The sequence below is a fragment of the Nautilia sp. genome (assembly GCF_053994455.1).
This window is the reverse complement of sequence record NZ_JBMYAU010000031.1, coordinates 1-15,561: the sequence shown is the minus strand read 5'-3', so window position 1 is coordinate 15,561 and position 15,561 is coordinate 1. Positions and strand designations below refer to the sequence as shown.

Annotated in this window: 18 protein-coding genes, 2 tRNA genes and 1 pseudogene; 7 read left to right on the top strand and 14 right to left on the bottom strand. The window is 36.8% G+C overall.

The genetic code is table 11. From position 1 onward, the window contains the following. Position 1: 1 nt before the first annotated feature. From ACXJIE_RS02200 to ribA, 12 genes and pseudogenes are all read right to left on the bottom strand, one after another. A tRNA-Phe gene (locus ACXJIE_RS02200) sits at positions 2-77 on the bottom strand. 5 nt (positions 78-82) lie between these two features. After that, positions 83-159 (bottom strand) — tRNA-Ile (locus tag ACXJIE_RS02195). 67 nt (positions 160-226) lie between these two features. Then, a complete protein-coding gene (locus ACXJIE_RS02190; protein WP_456479339.1) occupies positions 227-2,377 on the bottom strand; it encodes a TIGR03545 family protein in 2,151 nt (716 codons plus the stop codon). 1 nt (position 2,378) lies between these two features. Beyond that, complete coding sequence (locus ACXJIE_RS02185) at positions 2,379-2,687, bottom strand: DUF309 domain-containing protein (RefSeq protein ID WP_456479338.1); 309 nt, start codon at positions 2,685-2,687, stop codon at positions 2,379-2,381. Positions 2,688-2,755: 68 nt separating this feature from the next. Further along, entirely contained in the window at positions 2,756-3,829 is a 1,074-nt protein-coding gene (locus tag ACXJIE_RS02180; RefSeq protein WP_456479337.1) for an FtsW/RodA/SpoVE family cell cycle protein, read from the bottom strand. Continuing rightward, complete coding sequence (locus ACXJIE_RS02175; RefSeq protein WP_456479341.1) at positions 3,826-4,185, bottom strand: CZB domain-containing protein; 360 nt, start codon at positions 4,183-4,185, stop codon at positions 3,826-3,828. Before ACXJIE_RS02175 ends, ACXJIE_RS02180 begins: the two co-directional genes overlap by 4 nt. A 159-nt stretch (positions 4,186-4,344) precedes the next feature. Then, a pseudogene (locus tag ACXJIE_RS02170) lies at positions 4,345-4,539 on the bottom strand (methyl-accepting chemotaxis protein); the annotation flags it as partial. A 712-nt stretch (positions 4,540-5,251) separates the two neighbouring features. Beyond that, the gene (locus tag ACXJIE_RS02165) at positions 5,252-5,782 is read right to left on the bottom strand and encodes a PAS domain-containing protein (protein WP_456479336.1); all 531 of its coding nucleotides are present in this window, start codon (positions 5,780-5,782) and stop codon (positions 5,252-5,254) included. Continuing rightward, positions 5,779-6,156 carry a hypothetical protein gene (locus tag ACXJIE_RS02160; protein WP_456479335.1) on the bottom strand — a complete coding sequence of 126 codons (378 nt, stop codon included), beginning with the start codon at positions 6,154-6,156 and terminating at the stop codon, positions 5,779-5,781. Before ACXJIE_RS02160 ends, ACXJIE_RS02165 begins: the two co-directional genes overlap by 4 nt. Next, positions 6,143-6,340: a hypothetical protein gene (locus ACXJIE_RS02155; protein WP_456479334.1), complete on the bottom strand. Its 198-nt coding sequence runs from the start codon at positions 6,338-6,340 to the stop codon at positions 6,143-6,145. The genes ACXJIE_RS02160 and ACXJIE_RS02155 overlap by 14 nt, the downstream gene beginning before the upstream one ends. Continuing rightward, entirely contained in the window at positions 6,333-6,872 is a 540-nt protein-coding gene (gene rsmG, locus ACXJIE_RS02150; RefSeq protein ID WP_456479333.1) for a 16S rRNA (guanine(527)-N(7))-methyltransferase RsmG, read from the bottom strand. The genes ACXJIE_RS02155 and rsmG overlap by 8 nt, the downstream gene beginning before the upstream one ends. Positions 6,873-6,892: 20 nt before the next feature. Next, positions 6,893-7,450: a GTP cyclohydrolase II gene (ribA, locus tag ACXJIE_RS02145; RefSeq protein ID WP_456479332.1), complete on the bottom strand. Its 558-nt coding sequence runs from the start codon at positions 7,448-7,450 to the stop codon at positions 6,893-6,895. Between the two features lie 135 nt (positions 7,451-7,585). On the opposite strand from ribA, the gene argF reads away from it, so the two are divergent. From argF to ACXJIE_RS02120, 5 genes are all read left to right on the top strand, one after another. Further along, positions 7,586-8,515 carry an ornithine carbamoyltransferase gene (gene argF, locus ACXJIE_RS02140; protein ID WP_456479331.1) on the top strand — a complete coding sequence of 310 codons (930 nt, stop codon included), beginning with the start codon at positions 7,586-7,588 and terminating at the stop codon, positions 8,513-8,515. Beyond that, a complete protein-coding gene (locus tag ACXJIE_RS02135) occupies positions 8,500-8,877 on the top strand; it encodes a DUF2603 domain-containing protein (protein ID WP_456479330.1) in 378 nt (125 codons plus the stop codon). Before argF ends, ACXJIE_RS02135 begins: the two co-directional genes overlap by 16 nt. Positions 8,878-8,968: 91 nt before the next feature. Continuing rightward, positions 8,969-9,718: a peroxiredoxin gene (locus ACXJIE_RS02130; protein WP_456479329.1), complete on the top strand. Its 750-nt coding sequence runs from the start codon at positions 8,969-8,971 to the stop codon at positions 9,716-9,718. A 67-nt stretch (positions 9,719-9,785) separates the two neighbouring features. Further along, positions 9,786-10,193: a Fur family transcriptional regulator gene (locus ACXJIE_RS02125; RefSeq protein WP_456479328.1), complete on the top strand. Its 408-nt coding sequence runs from the start codon at positions 9,786-9,788 to the stop codon at positions 10,191-10,193. 20 nt (positions 10,194-10,213) lie between these two features. Beyond that, the gene (locus ACXJIE_RS02120; protein ID WP_456479340.1) at positions 10,214-10,480 is read left to right on the top strand and encodes a DUF503 family protein; all 267 of its coding nucleotides are present in this window, start codon (positions 10,214-10,216) and stop codon (positions 10,478-10,480) included. Here ACXJIE_RS02120 and pyk read toward each other — a convergent pair. Then, positions 10,477-11,859: a pyruvate kinase gene (gene pyk / locus ACXJIE_RS02115; RefSeq protein ID WP_456479327.1), complete on the bottom strand. Its 1,383-nt coding sequence runs from the start codon at positions 11,857-11,859 to the stop codon at positions 10,477-10,479. The genes ACXJIE_RS02120 and pyk overlap by 4 nt on opposite strands. Positions 11,860-11,975: 116 nt before the next feature. Here pyk and ACXJIE_RS02110 point away from each other — a divergent pair, with 116 nt between their 5' ends. Then, on the top strand, positions 11,976-13,412 hold the full coding sequence (locus tag ACXJIE_RS02110; protein ID WP_456479326.1) for a hypothetical protein: 1,437 nt from the start codon (positions 11,976-11,978) through the stop codon (positions 13,410-13,412). Between the two features lie 187 nt (positions 13,413-13,599). Continuing rightward, on the top strand, positions 13,600-14,406 hold the full coding sequence (locus ACXJIE_RS02105) for a 3'-5' exonuclease (protein WP_456479325.1): 807 nt from the start codon (positions 13,600-13,602) through the stop codon (positions 14,404-14,406). On the opposite strand, the gene ACXJIE_RS02100 is transcribed toward ACXJIE_RS02105, so the two are convergent. Then, positions 14,403-15,561: GGDEF domain-containing protein (locus tag ACXJIE_RS02100; protein ID WP_456479324.1), on the bottom strand; the 1,159-nt coding region annotated here is incomplete at its 5' end. The two genes, ACXJIE_RS02105 and ACXJIE_RS02100, sit on opposite strands and share 4 nt — an antisense overlap.

The following is a 15,561-nucleotide window of genomic DNA, read 5'->3' as shown; positions in this document are numbered from 1 at the left end:
ATGGTGCCCAGGGACGGAATCGAACCGCCGACACAGGGATTTTCAGTCCCTTGCTCTACCGACTGAGCTACCTGGGCGGAAATGGTGGACTCGGCAGGACTCGAACCTGCGACCAACCGGTTATGAGCCGGTTGCTCTAACCAACTGAGCTACGAGTCCACATTTCTGTGGACTGAAATTATAACTACTTTTTTGTTCTATTTCAAGGGATAAAAGGCGGAAAAATTTAAAATTTAAGAAATTTATTTAAAATATTCTTTTTAAACAATCTTTTTTTAAGTTTTTTTTCTGAATATTTCTGCAATTCTTTTTTTAGGTTTTCAAGTTTTGTTTTTTCATCGTTTATCGATTTTATCAGGTTTTCATTGAGATTGACAGATTTGATTTCTTTGTTTATTTTATCGTTTAAGAGTTTTTTTGCTTTTTCTTTTTGTTTTTTAATCTCCGAATCGTACTCTTTTTTTAATATTCCGGAAAGTTTTTTGTCAAGATCAGAATTCAGATTTATTTTATATCCGTGCAGTGTTCCCTTGACGGAAGCAGTTACGTTAAAACTTTTGATTGATGAGAGCAGTTTTTCTATTTTTTCAGACTTTTTATATTCGATTGAAAAGTTTTTAAACAGTGCTTTTATTTTTATGTTTAGCATATTGCTTATTTCGCCGACGGATTCGATATCGATTAAGGGATGAAGGATAATCAGATTGCCGGCTTTGACACTGTTGGCTTTGTATGAATTTACAGTAAGTCTAAAATATACGGTTTTAAATATTTTAATATCGGCGGTGAGTTTTTTGTAAAATTGAGAAACGGAATCTATTTTGATTTCGGCGGGTTTGTTTAGAAGTTTTTGATTGTCCGTTAAATTTTTTGCACTGACGTTAAAATCTGCGTTTTTAAAGACGGCTTCTAATTTGGCTTTTTCAAGTATGAAATTCGGATATGTTATTTTGTCTTCGTATTTTATTATTCTTCCCCCGTTTCTTTCATATGTCTCTTTTTCATTTTCGGAATAAAGGTACGGTTTTATTTTTTCGTATATGAAGAGCGCTTTGTTCAGATAAGCGTTTATTTCGGGTTTTAAAAAGGATTCCGTGAATTTTAGGTATTCTTTGTTTTTTAGGTAAGAATATTTTTGTTCTATTGTTTTATAGTCTTCTTTTAGAGCCGTTTGTAGTTCTTTTAAATCGTTTTTTATTGCGGTTTTTGCTTTTGTTATTTCATTTAGCCCTGTGTTTAATGAAATTTTGAGGTTTTTTATTTCTTGTTTTATGTTGTTGGTTTGTTTTAAAATATTGTTTATATCTTGAACGTTTTTTATATTTTTAATTTTTTCCGAAAGTGAGCGTATCTGCGTCTGTATTTGTTTTATTTTATTTTTTTCTTCTTTTATCAGGGTTTTGTTTTTTATGCATAGAGATTCGAATTTTTTGTAGTCTTTTTTAAGTCTGTTTAACGCTTCGGCGCTCTTGAAGGTCTGTTTTTTTATAAAAGTGTCGGCGCTCGGTACATTTATATCGGGAATTGAAATATGGGTTTTGCTGTTTTTTGAGACTTCTTTTTTCTGAACGTAATATTGGAAATTTTTATCGCTTATGATTTTTTCTATTAAAAGGTTTTTTATATCCGTTTTTTTCCATAACAGAAGATAGGGGTCCGCTTTGACGTATATTTTTGAAATTTTTATTTCTCCGATGTGGATGTTTTTTATTTTCATATCGAAGTTTTTCAGTGACGTATCGAGCGAGGCGATATAAACTTTTTTGTGTAACGTTTTTGATAAAACTGACTGCAGCACCGTTTTTAATACCGGATCTAAAAACAGCGTACCCGCTAAATATAAAAGTATGCCCGCGGTTGTTAATGTTAAAACGCCTGAGAGTCTCAGAGGTGTTTTTTTATCCGTTTTTGAAGGTACTATCCATTTAAGAAGTCTGTGTTTTTCAAAGAAAGGGAAAAATGTCTTTCTGTATAAGGAAAAATATCCGTTTAATAAAAAATAAAGAACAGTCCCCGTCAGAACCCCTATAACAAGTGAACCGGTTACGACTGTGTTGTTATAGCCGCTCCATCTCATAAGCGGGAGGTTGTATAAGAAGGTAAAAAACGGTTTTAAACTCTGGGATGTTAATATAAGATAGCCGGTTTTGTCGAATAGAGGATCCAAAAAATATCCCAATGCCGAAAACACACCCCATGAGGCGAAAAAAAGCCCTAAAGGCACCCTTATTATAAATACGATAATAAAAATAAAAAAGGTATATATGTTAAAAAACGGCAAAAAACCGTTGATTGCCCCTAATACGATTGCAAGGGATATGAATTTTTCGTTTTGCGCACTGTTCAGTTCTTTTAAAAGTTTGATAAAAAACCCCATATCATCCGCTTTTTTTTGTTAAATTTTTTTTGTGTTTTCTTAGAAAAACTGCCGCAGTTTCAGTATCTTTTTCCAACGGGTAAAAGGATGAATATTTTTCGAAATTGCTCCACACCTTTTCATATGTATGTTTCGGTCTGCCTCTTTTTTTTAGTTCGAAAGAGACGGCCGCATTAATTAAACCTTTATAGGCGTATTGCAGGGGAGAATTTTCTTTTTTCAGTTTTTGCCATTTCTTTTCAAGCGATTCATGGGCCTTGTAATATTTTTTCTGTTCTATAAGCTCTTTAAACAGATGCAGTTCGTTCACTTTTTGTCCTTTTTTGTATTTTACGGTTTAAAATAAATTGACAACACCGGATTATTCCCTATCCGCAGTTATTTCACTCCGTACGTGTGTATGAATTCTTTTTTGCTTATTAAATTTTCAAGTATAGCAAAAAGAATCATAAAGTTGATAAAACTTGTTCCGCCGTGGCTTAAAAGGGGCAGGGGCACTCCCACGACGGGTGCCAAGTTCATCGTCATAGCTATATTTATGTATGAATATATAAAAAGCATAAGTCCGACGCCTGCAAACATTACTTTTGCGAAATAATCTTCTTTTAATTTCTGTGCAATGTTTAAAAGGTAAAAAATCAGCAGAAAATATAAAAAAATAACTCCGCCCGCCCCTAAAAACCCGAATCTTTCCACTAAATAGGCAAAAATAAAATCACTGCTTGCTATCGGAAGAAATTTTAACTGTGTCTGGGTCGCCTCGTCTTTGTTTTTGCCTTTCAGCCCCCCGCTGCCTATAGCGATTATAGACTGTCTGACATGATAGCTGGGTTTGTTTAAAAAATTTTCGATTCTTTTTTTTTGATAGTCTTTCATAACGTATTTGTAATATACCGGTGCTAACAAAACAGCACCCATTGTGAGGGTAATCCATATTTTTTTGTCCACACCTACAATAAAAAGTACCCCGAAACCTATAATCAGAGTAATAAGGGCCGTTCCTAAATCGGGCTCTTTTGCTATGAGTATAAAGGGCAGTATTATAAAAAAAGAAAGTTTTAAAAATTCCTTAAAATTATAATAAGGTCTTGGCGGGTATTTGTATATTAAATATCCGAGCATAAGCAAAAGGGTCGTTTTCATAAATTCCGAAGGTTGAATCGTAATGTTTAAAAGAGGTATTTTAAGCCATCTCTGCGCTCCGAGGATTTTAATTCCCACGGTGTCGACAAGAATCAGTAAAAATATGTTAAACCAGTAAATTATGGGGATTAGCCACAGAAGTTTTCTTATAGGCAGAAGGTAGGTGAGCACAAAAACAACCACTCCTATAAAAATATAGACAAGTTCTTTAATGTAAAGTTTGTGCGAAATCTCATTAACCAAAAAAAGGCTTATAAAAATAAAAGGAAGAATGAGAAGTATAAGTGTTATATTGAACTTTTTTCTCACTTACAGGGCTCTTTTGTGTATTTTTCAAACACCTGATCCATTGTACGGGAGAGTTTTTGTGAAATTTTTTCTATTTCTTCAAACTGTTTTATGGTCTGCTCTTTGTGTAAGATACACGTTTTTTCTTTGGTGCATAAAAGAGCTTTTTTGGTGAGTTCGTGAATCTGTTTATGCAGATTTTCTTTAATTGTTTTGTATTCGGGGTAACATCCTATTTTTTTAATGGATTCTTCGCTGTTGAGCCATTCTCCGAAATCACACTCTTTGTCGCTTAAAATATGTATTTCTTTTTCTTCTATAATGGCTTCGTGTGCGTTTAGTTTAAATATAAGGTGTGAAATTTTTGCTAAATCCATCAGCATTCTTGTAAGGGCTAAGTCAACGTTTCTTCTGTTTTCGAGGGATTTGTCCCTAAATCCCATTACCATGTTTTGAACTATTTCTATATCTTCTCTCGATGTGGTGGCCATTTCCGTTATTTTGTCCGAATTAGCCTGAATGTCGCTGGTTTCCTGCTGCAGCGTTTTTATCGTTATTGAAATTTCGCTTGTCGCTTTTTGTGTTCTTTCGGCAAGTTTTCTTACTTCGTCGGCCACAACCGCAAAGCCTCTGCCGTGTTCTCCCGCCCTTGCGGCTTCTATTGCGGCGTTTAACGCCAAAAGGTTGGTTTGATCCGCAATATCCGTTATAAGTTCTACTATTTTCCCTATTTCGTCCGTTCTTTGTGAAAGCATATTGATAGCTTCGTTGGTGTGGGAAATGAAATCTATAAGTTCGTTTAACACATTTGTAAGGTTTTCTATTTTTGCGGCGCTTGCATCCGCACCTTCATAAATTTCTCCGGAAAGTTCGTCGATTTTTATCATAAACTCTTTTAATTTGGTATCAAGGGATGTTTTTATTTCGTTGATTTGTGTTTTTACACCTCCTCCGAGGTTGTTTAATGTGAGTGCAAGTTCGCTTCTGGCCTGTTCTTTAAGTGCGGTGGAAATGGCCTGTATCGCCTCGTTTAACATAATAACGGTTCTTCTGAACGTCCCTTTATACCCCTGCGGGGCGATATCCCTGTAATCTATACCGTTTTTTGCCGATTCTATGGATTCTTTGATGTCTCTTTCGAAAGCTTCGAGCTGATCTAAAAGATCATTTAACGCCCAGGCCGCTTTGGCAGCCGGTTCGTTCATATCAATTCCGGTTATCCTGTCTTCAACATTTCCGTTTGAAGCTTTTAGGAGAACTTTTTCGATTTTATCAAACAGGCCGTTTTTTTCATTACGGGTGTTTTTTGTTTTGATGACGAATATTATGATAAATGACAAAATCAGGCCCGCTAAGGCGAGTGCCGCCGAAATGTAATCTGAACGCATAACCGTATATACGGCGAGAGAAAGGAAAAAAAGCCCGTTTATGAATGTCAATGTTTTATAATTCATTGATAAGTCCTTTTTGAATTTTTAACATAACTTCGTTAAAGCACATATTGTGTCTGTTCAGAAGCTCCTCCACAGCCCTTAAGCCCCCTTCCATTCCTTCCGACATTTCTATGCTCAGCAGTGTTTTGTAAAGGGGTTCGATTATGTGCTTGAAACCGTCTTTAGGCTTACGTCTTACGGAATAATAGCCTATTAAGCTTCCGTTGCTGTCGTATGTGGGGGATATATTGGCGAAAACCCAGTAATATCCGCCGTCTTTTCTTAAATTTTTTACGAAGCCGAACCACTCTTTTCCGTTTTGAATATGGTCGTATAATATTTTAAAAGCGCATTTGGGCATATCCGGATGTCTTAAAATATTATGCGGTTTCCCTAAGATTTCCTGTTCGCTGTAACCGCTCATTTTTATAAAAATCTGGTTTCCGTATAAAATTCTGCTTTTCAGATCGGTTTTTGAAATTATGAAGTCCTCTTCTTTTAAAACCGTTTCTTTTTCGGTGGGTATTATGTTCGTTCTCATCTGCTCCCCTTTAATTTGATTGCGTCTATCGCATACCGCGCTACAGTGTTTATCTCCTCAAAATTTTCTATAAACAGCACCACTTTGCAGCTCAGCAGATAATCGTCCGCTATTTTTTGAAATGTTTTTGCTTTTTTTATTGTATCACAAAATATATATTTTGCCCCTAAATTGGCGCAAAAAATCATTTCCCTTATGTCAGATACGATTACGCCGTAAGGGATTCCGTTGATCTTACAAAAATTGTACAATTCGAGAGAAGATTCGCAGTATTCGAATATAAGCGTGGAATTAGGGGGGGAGTTTTTTATCTCTTCAAGAGTTTTTACTTCATAAAACTCTTCGCTGCAAAAAGGTTTTTCAAGAATTGTCATAACAGTCCTTGCATAACAGTTTTCCGTTTTTTTTCTTCATCTCTTTTTTCAAAACGAAGGTTTTGCACTTTTCACACTGTACGAATTCGTTTTCATCCTCTTTTTCGGAAACTTTCTCGGTGTTTTTTATAAACATAAAGTAAATTCCCGCCGCAATAAGTGCGAATAAAATCAGTTTACCCATATAAATCCTTTATAAGCAGATAGTTTCTGCTGCCTTTTGAAAAAATTTCCGTTTTTATTTTAAGATTTTTGATTTCGTCAAAAACGTTCGAACCTTTATATAAAAGTATTTTACCATTTTTTTGTAAATAGGGTTTTGCTATTTTAATTATTTCCTCACTCGGCATCACCGCTCTTGTCGTAATCAGCTCCACGGGGTTTATATTCGCGTTTTCAAGCCTTGAGGGGACTATTTTAACGTTGTGAAGTTTCAGTTTTATTTTTATGTAATTTAAAAACGAATACCTTTTTTTTAAAGGCTCCACAAGATACCACTCTGTTTCGGGCATCGCCACGGCTAAAACGAGTCCCGGAAAACCGGCGCCCGTTCCGATGTCTATAGCGCTTTTTACGTTTTTTATTTTTTTTAACGGGTAAAGGGAGTCTTTTATCTGTTCTTTTATTTCCTCTTTCGTTTTGTAATTCGTAAGCTTGTGAACCCTGTTCCATTTGAGCAGTTCATCGGTAAAAATTCCGAATTTTTCATTCTCCATTCTCAATTCTCCATCGCTTGTTAAAGTTTGTGTCCCAATTTTTCTTTTTTTATTTTCAGATAGTTTTCATTGTAAGGGTTTGGTTTGATTTTTACGGGTATTCTTTCGATTACTTTTATTTCTTTAAATGCGAATTCTTTTTTGGGGTTGTTTGTTAATAGTTTGATCTGTTTAATTCCGAAATGTTTTAAAATTTTCTCCACTATGGAAAAATCCCTCATATCCGCTTCAAAACCGAGCTGATGGTTCGCTTCTACCGTGTCAAATCCCCTGTCCTGAAGCGCGTATGCGTTGACTTTGTTAAAGAGTCCTATACCTCTTCCCTCCTGTCTTAAATAAAGTAAAATACCGCCTTTTGAATTTATTGTTTTTAAAGCGAATTCAAGCTGCTCGCCGCAGTCGCATTTGAGGCTTCCGAGTGCGTCTCCCGTTAAGCATTCGCTGTGAATTCTTATATAAGGTGTTTTTGGCAACTCCTGTGTAAAAATGGCGAGATGTTCTTTATCGCCCTCTTTGAAAGACTGTATTTTAAACGTTCCGTATTTTGTAGGAAGGGTTGCAATAGCGGATATTTTCAAAAACTCTCCTTTTTTTGATAAAATTATACCCTAATAATTAAGTCGTGAGGTTGTGAAGCAGATAAGTTGAGGATGATTTTCATTACCCGCTTTATGACTTGATTGCTTATCACTTATAAACACAAAGGATAAAAATTGAGACATTTTTTATGGCTGTGCGATTATTCGAAAGAAGAGATAAAAGAGATAATCGATTTGGCGTTTCAGATTAAAAAAGAAACCAAAAACGGTATTTACAAGCCGTATCTTAAACATCAGCAGCTTGCTATGATTTTTGAAAAAAGTTCGACCCGTACAAGGGTGTCGTTTGAGGCCGGAATTAACCAGTTGGGCGGCAACGGGCTTTTTTTAAGTTCGAGAGATATTCAGTTAGGCAGGGGGGAACCTCTTAAAGATACCGCAAGGGTGGTTACGAGGATGGTTGATCTGGTTATGATAAGAACATTCGGCCAGGAAAGGCTTGAGGAATTTGCCAAATATTCCGAAGTCCCCGTAATAAATGGCCTTACGGACTTATGCCATCCCGTTCAGCTGTTGGCCGATTTGATGACAATGATGGAATTCGGCAAATTTGATTTCGACACTCCACAAAACACCGTTGTGGCTTATGTGGGCGACGGAAACAATATGGCGCATTCCTGGGCCGTTTTGGCTGCGAAACTCGGATTTAATTTAAGAATTGCAACGCCCCGGGGATATGAAATAGATGAGTGCATAAAACAAAAAGCCGTTGAGTTTGCAAAAAAAAGCGGTGCCGAAATAGAATTTTTATATGAACCGAAACTTGCGGTTAAAGATGCCGACGTGGTTACGACTGACACATGGGTAAGTATGGGGCAGGAAGACGAAAAGGAAAAAAGAATTAAGGATTTCAAAGGGTTCGAAGTCGATGGAGAGCTTATGAGCCTGGCTAAAAAAGACGCTATGTTTTTACACTGTCTGCCCGCATACAGAGGGTATGAAGTGAGTGAAGAGGTTTTTGAGTCCCATACCGATGAAGTTTTTGCTGAAGCCGAAAACAGATTACACGCTCAGAAAGGATTGATGGTTTGGCTGAAAAAATAGCTGAAAAACTTAATATAAAAAACAAAACGGTTGTTAAATGCGATGGTTGTGAAGTCGTTGAGGGTGATTTGAACAGTCCGCTTTGGATATTAACGGTGGGCGATAAAATAAAAATCGCCCTTGACGCCGACGAATATATGGAACTTATGGAAACGTTAAAAAGCGTAATGAAAGAAAATTTCGAACTTAAACTTGAAAAAGCTATACTCAGCGAGTTTCCGGTTGATTACGACGATGTAAAAGCGGTGGTGCTTGAAGAGATGAAACGAAACGAAAGCGCTTCCATACACGAGATCCTCGATAAGGTGAAACTCGAACATCCGAATCTTTTTTACAATTTGGATTTAGAGAAAATATTTTAAAGGAAAAAATTTTTCCTTTTTTTCTAATTATCCTTGACAAAAAGATTTTTATTAACTATAATTGCACTGTAAAAAATAACGGAGGTGCCACATGGCATGTGAACAAGATACGAAAACAGCAATAAAAGATGAAAAAATAACAAAAGAGGAGGTCGGTATGGAAGAAGTTAAAACACAAGAAGGTGTATTGGTATTAAAAGAGATGCCTGAGTTTAAAATGGAAGCTTATAACGCGGAAACAGGCAATTATACGGAAGTTTCAAGTGAAGATTACAAAGGTAAATGGACTGTCGTATGTTTTTATCCGGCAGATTTTACATTCGTATGTCCTACCGAAATTGCGGCTATGAATGCGGCGCTGCCGTTTTTAAAAGAATTGGGAGTGGAAGTTTTGGCGGTTTCAACCGATACGAAATTCTCACACAAAAGATTCGTAGAAACAGAGCCGTTGCTTAAAGATCTTAAACTTACAATCGGGGCTGATCCGACGGGAGAAGTTACAAGAAAATTCGGTGTAATGATTGAAGGTGCGGGGCTTGCTCTTAGAGGAAGATTTTTAATCAACCCTGACGGTGTAATCGTGGCTCAGGAAGTTCAGGCTCCGCCGGTCGGAAGAAGCGTAAAAGAATTCCTAAGACAGATTATCGCACATCAACATGCGTATAAAACAGGTGAAGTTTGCCCTGCAAACTGGAAACCGGGTAAAAAAACACTGCCTGTAAATACTGATATCGAACCTATGACAGGAAATGTGGGCGCTTATGTGACGTTGGCGGATTTGGTTGACGAAGCGGACGTTAAAGAGATGGAGGAAATGGTAAAAGCTTTTAAAGAAGCTTAATTTCTTCTTTTTTTCTTTTCTTTAGAAATTTATATAAATTTTTAAAGAAAAGAAATGAAAGGCTGATATGAAACAGATTAAAGGGCTTTTAGAAGAATCAAACCTTAAAATAACCCCCCAAAGGCTGGCTATACTTAAAGAGCTTGAAAAAAAAGGGCATGCGAGTATAGAGGAGATTTATGAAAACATAAGGGATTTTTTTCCTTCCATATCACTTGCGACGATTTATAAAAATATAACCGCTTTAAAAGATGAAAAAATAATAAGTGAAATATGTTTGCACCAAAAGCCTAAATTTGAAATTACAAAAGAGCCTCATGCCCATTTTATATGTAAAAAATGCGGGATGGTAGAAGATGTTCCGTTTAGCGATCTGATAAAAGCGGAAATTGAAGAAAAATATCCGGATACCCAAAAAGAGCTTTATATTTACGGTGTTTGTAAAAACTGCAAGGAAAAAGAAAGTAAAAACTAAAAAGGTTTTAATTGGTAATTGTGAATCTTATTGCCGATTTCGAGCTTCCCTATGTTTTTTCCCTGAAAGAAAGAAGGAAAGTTTTGAATTCCGTAAAAGAGAAGTTGAAAAAATTTAACGTTTCACTTCTCGATATTTCCGGTGAATATTCCAAAGAGGCGAGTATTGCTATAGTTTATGCCGCACACAGCGAAAAACAGGCGGGGGAGATAAAGACGAATATAGAAAATTTTTTATTCAGGAATTTTCCTGAAATAGAATTTTTTTTTGATGCGGAATTTATTTAAATTTCAATAACCCTTATCATATTCGTAGTGCCTTCTTTGCCTACGAGGCTGCCCATTGTTACAATTACCATATCTCCTTTGTGAAAACAGCCCGTTTTTATCGCAAGTTCTTTAAATTTGTCTATAAGTTTTTCGGGGTTTTTTATTTTGGGTATCTCGAAAAGAGGTTTAACCCCCCATACAATATTTAGTTTTCTGCTTGTTTCCCTTGCGTGGGTTACGGCGTAAACGGGTGCTTTTGGTCTGTATTTTGCTATGCTTTTTACGGTTGTACCGCTGCTTGTAAAGCATATTATGGCCTTAGGCTCTATTCCCTTGCATAAGTCCGCCACGCTTGCGGCTATTGCGTCTTCGTCGAGTATTTCATATTTTTTGTAATAGGGGTATATGTTTTGTGTTTCGAGAATTACGTTTTTTAACGTTTCAACCGCTTTTACGGGATATTTGCCCACGGTGGTTTCGTCGCTCAGCATTACACCGTCGCTTCCGTCCATTACGGCGTTTGCAACGTCACTGACTTCGGCACGTGTGGGAAAAGGGGAGTTTACCATGGATAAAAGCATCTGGGTTGCGGTAATTACCGGTTTTTTGAGTTTGTTTGCCTTTCTTATGATTTTCTTTTGAATAACGGGGACTTTTTCTATTCCGACTTCGATGCCGAGATCTCCCCTTGCAACCATGACTCCGTCACAGACTTCTAAAATTTCATCAAGGTTTTCCACCGCCTGTTTAGTTTCGATTTTTGCTATCACCCACGGGTCGGCGCCGTTTTTGTTTAAAATTTCTTTGGCTTTTAAAATGTCGTTTTTGGAATTGACAAAAGATATGGCCACTATGTCCACACCGTTTTTAGCCCCGAATACCAGATCTTTTTCGTCTTTAGGCGTAATGGCGGAAATTTTAAGTTTCGAGTGAGGGAAATTTACCCCTTTTCTGCTTGAGAGCACCCCCTGGTTTTTGACTTCTAACGTTACGGAATTGTCGTCTTTGTCTATTACTTTGGTTCTTATGCTGCCGTCCGCAAAAAAAACATATTCCCCTATGTTTACGTGATCAATAATTTCGGGATATGTAAGCGTCAAATCGTAAAAGCTGACGGGGGAGTGTTTTACAAGTCTTATTTTATCCCCCCTTTTAAGTTCCAAAAAGCCGTTTATTTCCCCTATTCTTATTTTAGGTCCGCTGATGTCCTGCAGTATGGCGGTTTTGCTGTTTAATTTTTTTGCGATTTCCCTGATTGCTTTTATTGAGTTTCTGTGTGTTTTATGGTCGGCGTGGGAAAAATTTAATCTGAAAATATCCACTCCCGCCTTAATCATCTGAGCTATTTTATCGGAGGATGAGGGTCCGAGGGTTGCTACTATTTTGACTTTTTTCATTTTTTTCCCTTTATATGAGTTGTGGGTAATTATAACAAATATAAATCTTGAAAAAAAATAAAAAAAGTATTAAAATAATATTAAAGAGCAGTTAAAACAAAATTAAAGGATACAAAATGAAAAAGTTCAGGTTTGTATTGTTATTGCTGATTTTATTGGGGGGCGGATGTATGAGCACATCCGACAATAACGCAAGTGATGAAAGTTCAAACGGGGTGTTTTCTTATTTTACAAAACTTTACCAGGAAAATGTGAGTGAAAGCGGTATTCTCTCTCCTTATATTCGTTTCGTCAAAGGTGTTTATACGGCGGACGGGTATATTTTAGGCGGCAGTGTGGTAAAAGACGTAAACGACGTTAATCACCGGGGTGAGGACGGACTGATTTTAAAAACGGATCAAAACGGTAACATTTTATGGAAAAAAATTATCTATTACAACGGAACGGAGGACAGGAGTTCGGATGTGAACGAAAACTTCGGTGTGGCCGCCCGGAACGGAAACGAAACGGTTTTTATCAGCGACGTGTATCCGAAAGGCTCTATTTTTTACGGCTGTTTTCCTATGATAGTAAAAATCGACTCGGACGGCAATATACTTTTTAAAGGGTATTTTTATTATGCCGGCACGGATGTTAAAAGCATTTCGATTAAAGACGCCGTTTATTTAAACGGCTATACTTATGCGGTCGGAACCGCCGTTTTGTTACTTGACGACGGCAGCGGTACCGTTAGCGAAAAAGACGAAGGCGTAATATTGAGAATAAACAACAATACGGGGGAGACGGAAGTATATACGTATATCAACTCTTACAGATACATACATTTTACGGCTGTCGGAGTTTATAACGACACTTTGTACATCGGGGGAAACCTTTATAACGACAATATTCAAAAAGGGCTTTTAATGTCCGTTTTGGTAAAAGGGGACGAACTTTTTCCTCAGTTCTCTAAAGAGTTTGTGGTAAAAGACGTTAATTCCTCAAGGGAATATACCGACGTTAAAGGAGTGGTTGCGGATGAAAAAGGCGTTTCCCTTATAACGAGGGATAATTTAAACAGTACGGCCTTTGTTAATATTTACCTTATGAATTTCGATTTTAACGGCACTGTTAAAAGTATGAATCTTTTTAAAACCTCCACATATTACAGTTATTACAGGGGAATGGTAAACAACGGGGATACGCTTACGGTTTCGGCTGCAAATCTCATAGGTATAAAAATAGACAGAAACAGCGGTGACGTGCTTTCCGTCATTCAGGGAACGTCCGGATGGTATGACGGAATCGGTGAAGCGGAAAACGGAAAATTTTTAACATTCGGACATGACGGTGCTGATGTAAAAGAAAAAATTTATAAAGTTGATTTTGACATTAAAAACTGTGAAAACGTAACTGTAGATCCGACATATGAAAAATCCGCTGACATATTGGGTCAGCTTGAAATTAAAGATGCGGAATATTACGGTTTAACGGTTTATAACAACCTCGTCAAATCCGACAATGTTGTGGTGGAGGATACGGATGTGGATGTCGTTGATGTATGTACGCAGTAAGGCATAAAGGTTAATTCACCTTTATGCAGTCCGTTTCTTACGGCCGATTCACAGGTTCTCGTTCCATTCGCTCATCACATATACGGCGCTATAAGATGTTCTTTGATCGTTGGGGCTGTGCCGTTTTTAAGTATTACGGCTTCGTCAAGTTTTCCGATTTAAACTTAAAAAACTCTTAAGGCTTTTATTGACTGATATATGCTATAATTCCAGCAAAAAGCCTGATATGAAAAAGAAATTTATAGAGAGACTTAAAAAGGGTTTGGATAAAAAAGAGTTTGCCGAATACGTAAAAAAACTATATCCCGGCCTTGAAACGGACGGCATTATAGATTTGCTGGTGTTTCAGGGGCTTCCTTTAATTGAAAAAAATGGTAAAATCATACTGAAAACCGCCGTTTTGCCTTATGAAAAATGCGAGTACTGTGTTGTGGACATTGAAGTTAACAATTCAAAACCGAACGTAGGGCAGGTTATAGAAATAGGCGCGGTTAAAATAAAAAATCTTGAAATCACCGATACTTTCGAATTTCTTATATTCGCCGAGGATGTGCCGAAGTATGTTGAAAGAGTTACCGGTATCAATCGAAAGATGCTTGAAAACGAGGCCTCTCAAAGAGAGATTCTCAAAAAATTCAGACTGTTTTTGGGAGACAGTATTTTCGTGGCCCATGCAGCCGATTTTGATTACGGTTTTTTGGCCCACCAGTTTGAAAAGGAAAACCTCGGCGAACTTTTAAACAGGTTTTTGTGTACTCTGACCCTTTCCCAAAAAACGATAAAAGCCCAGCGTTACGGTTTAAAATATCTGATGGAGGAGCTGAACCTTCCGCAGGAGACTCATCACAGGGCACTGGGGGACGCCAAAACAACCGCAAGGATTTTTTTGATGTGTCTTAAGAATCTCCCGCGGCATATTGTAAGCGGTGAAGATTTAATCGAATTTGCGGCGCCTACGAAAAACAAGTGCAGACAGAAGCAGCCGAAAAATTAAGTTTTGTACATAATTACCCTGTTTCTTCCGCTTTCTTTTGCTTTGTAGAGTGCGATATCGGCCTTTTTGATGCATTCGCTTCCTTCCTCGCAGTTATCCGGGAATACGCTAATACCTATGCTTATCGTTTTTTCTATTGTGTTGTTTTCAAGGTAAAATTTGTTTTTTTCAACTGCGGATCTGATTTTTTCGGCAACTTTAAGCGCATCTTCGGAACTTTTGATATTTTGCAGAATAATCAAAAATTCTTCCCCCCCGTACCGGATTACCAAATCGCTTTTTCTTATGGAACTTTTTAAAATGTCCGCAATTGTCTTTAAGACGCTGTCACCCGCTTTATGGCCGTAAGTGTCGTTTACTTTCTTAAAATGGTCTATATCTATCATTAAAAACGCTATTTTGTCGTTTTTCCTTTTTGCGTTGTTTATTATTAAAGAGAGTATGTTATCGAGATATCTACGATTGAATGTTTGTGTAAGAGGGTCTTTAATGGTTTGGTTATGTAGAATTTCAAGTGTATATTTCGCTTCTATTATTGCTGAAACTTCGTTTAGGTATGCTTTAATGTAAGGAAGGTTTTTTAATACGTTTTTTTTGTTTTGTTCGGTAATGTTGATTTTTAATATACCGGTAAAATTTCCTCCGGCACTGAACGGAATGCATATATATTCGTTATCACATAAATGAAGGGAGCAAATTTTAGGATATTCTATGGAATTAATTACTTTTCTGAGTCTATGAGCTCTACATTCTTGAAATTTTTCTTCTATATTGCAGCATATATTTCCTCCGGTTTTATATATTATTGTCGATTCTTTTTCGTTGTTGTCAATTCCTACAAGCGTGTAATAATCAAGTCCGAATCCGTTTAATATGTCAATCAGTCTGTTGTAAATGTCTTCGCAGCTGTTGTCTTCTTCAATCATTCTTTTAAATTTGAAAATATTGGCAAGCTGTTCGATTGTTTCTTTTGCGTCGTTTAATGGGTCGTCCGATTTTTCCTTTTCTATAAGAGCGGTGTATTTTTTTTCGATTACTCCGAAACTGTCTTTAAGTTTGTTTAAAAATATATTGTAAGAGTCTACGAAATCCTTTGCCTCTCCTTTTAATTTCGTGTCTATTTTATGCTCGAAGTCTCCTTTAAGTATTTTTTTT

Bases quoted from the DNA above. Each gene is read 5' to 3' on its own strand.
- ACXJIE_RS02190 (WP_456479339.1), bottom strand. From the start codon at position 2,377: ATGGGGTTTTTTATCAAACTTTTAAAAGAACTGAACAGTGCGCAAAAC.
- ACXJIE_RS02175 (WP_456479341.1), bottom strand. From the start codon at position 4,185: ATGGATTTAGCAAAAATTTCACACCTTATATTTAAACTAAACGCACAC.
- ACXJIE_RS02165 (WP_456479336.1), bottom strand. From the start codon at position 5,782: ATGAGAACGAACATAATACCCACCGAAAAAGAAACGGTTTTAAAAGAA.
- ACXJIE_RS02160 (WP_456479335.1), bottom strand. From the start codon at position 6,156: ATGACAATTCTTGAAAAACCTTTTTGCAGCGAAGAGTTTTATGAAGTA.
- ACXJIE_RS02155 (WP_456479334.1), bottom strand. From the start codon at position 6,340: ATGGGTAAACTGATTTTATTCGCACTTATTGCGGCGGGAATTTACTTT.
- rsmG (WP_456479333.1), bottom strand. From the start codon at position 6,872: ATGGAGAATGAAAAATTCGGAATTTTTACCGATGAACTGCTCAAATGG.
- ACXJIE_RS02130 (WP_456479329.1), top strand. From the start codon at position 8,969: ATGGCATGTGAACAAGATACGAAAACAGCAATAAAAGATGAAAAAATA.
- ACXJIE_RS02125 (WP_456479328.1), top strand. From the start codon at position 9,786: ATGAAACAGATTAAAGGGCTTTTAGAAGAATCAAACCTTAAAATAACC.
- pyk (WP_456479327.1), bottom strand. From the start codon at position 11,859: ATGAAAAAAGTCAAAATAGTAGCAACCCTCGGACCCTCATCCTCCGAT.
- ACXJIE_RS02110 (WP_456479326.1), top strand. From the start codon at position 11,976: ATGAAAAAGTTCAGGTTTGTATTGTTATTGCTGATTTTATTGGGGGGC.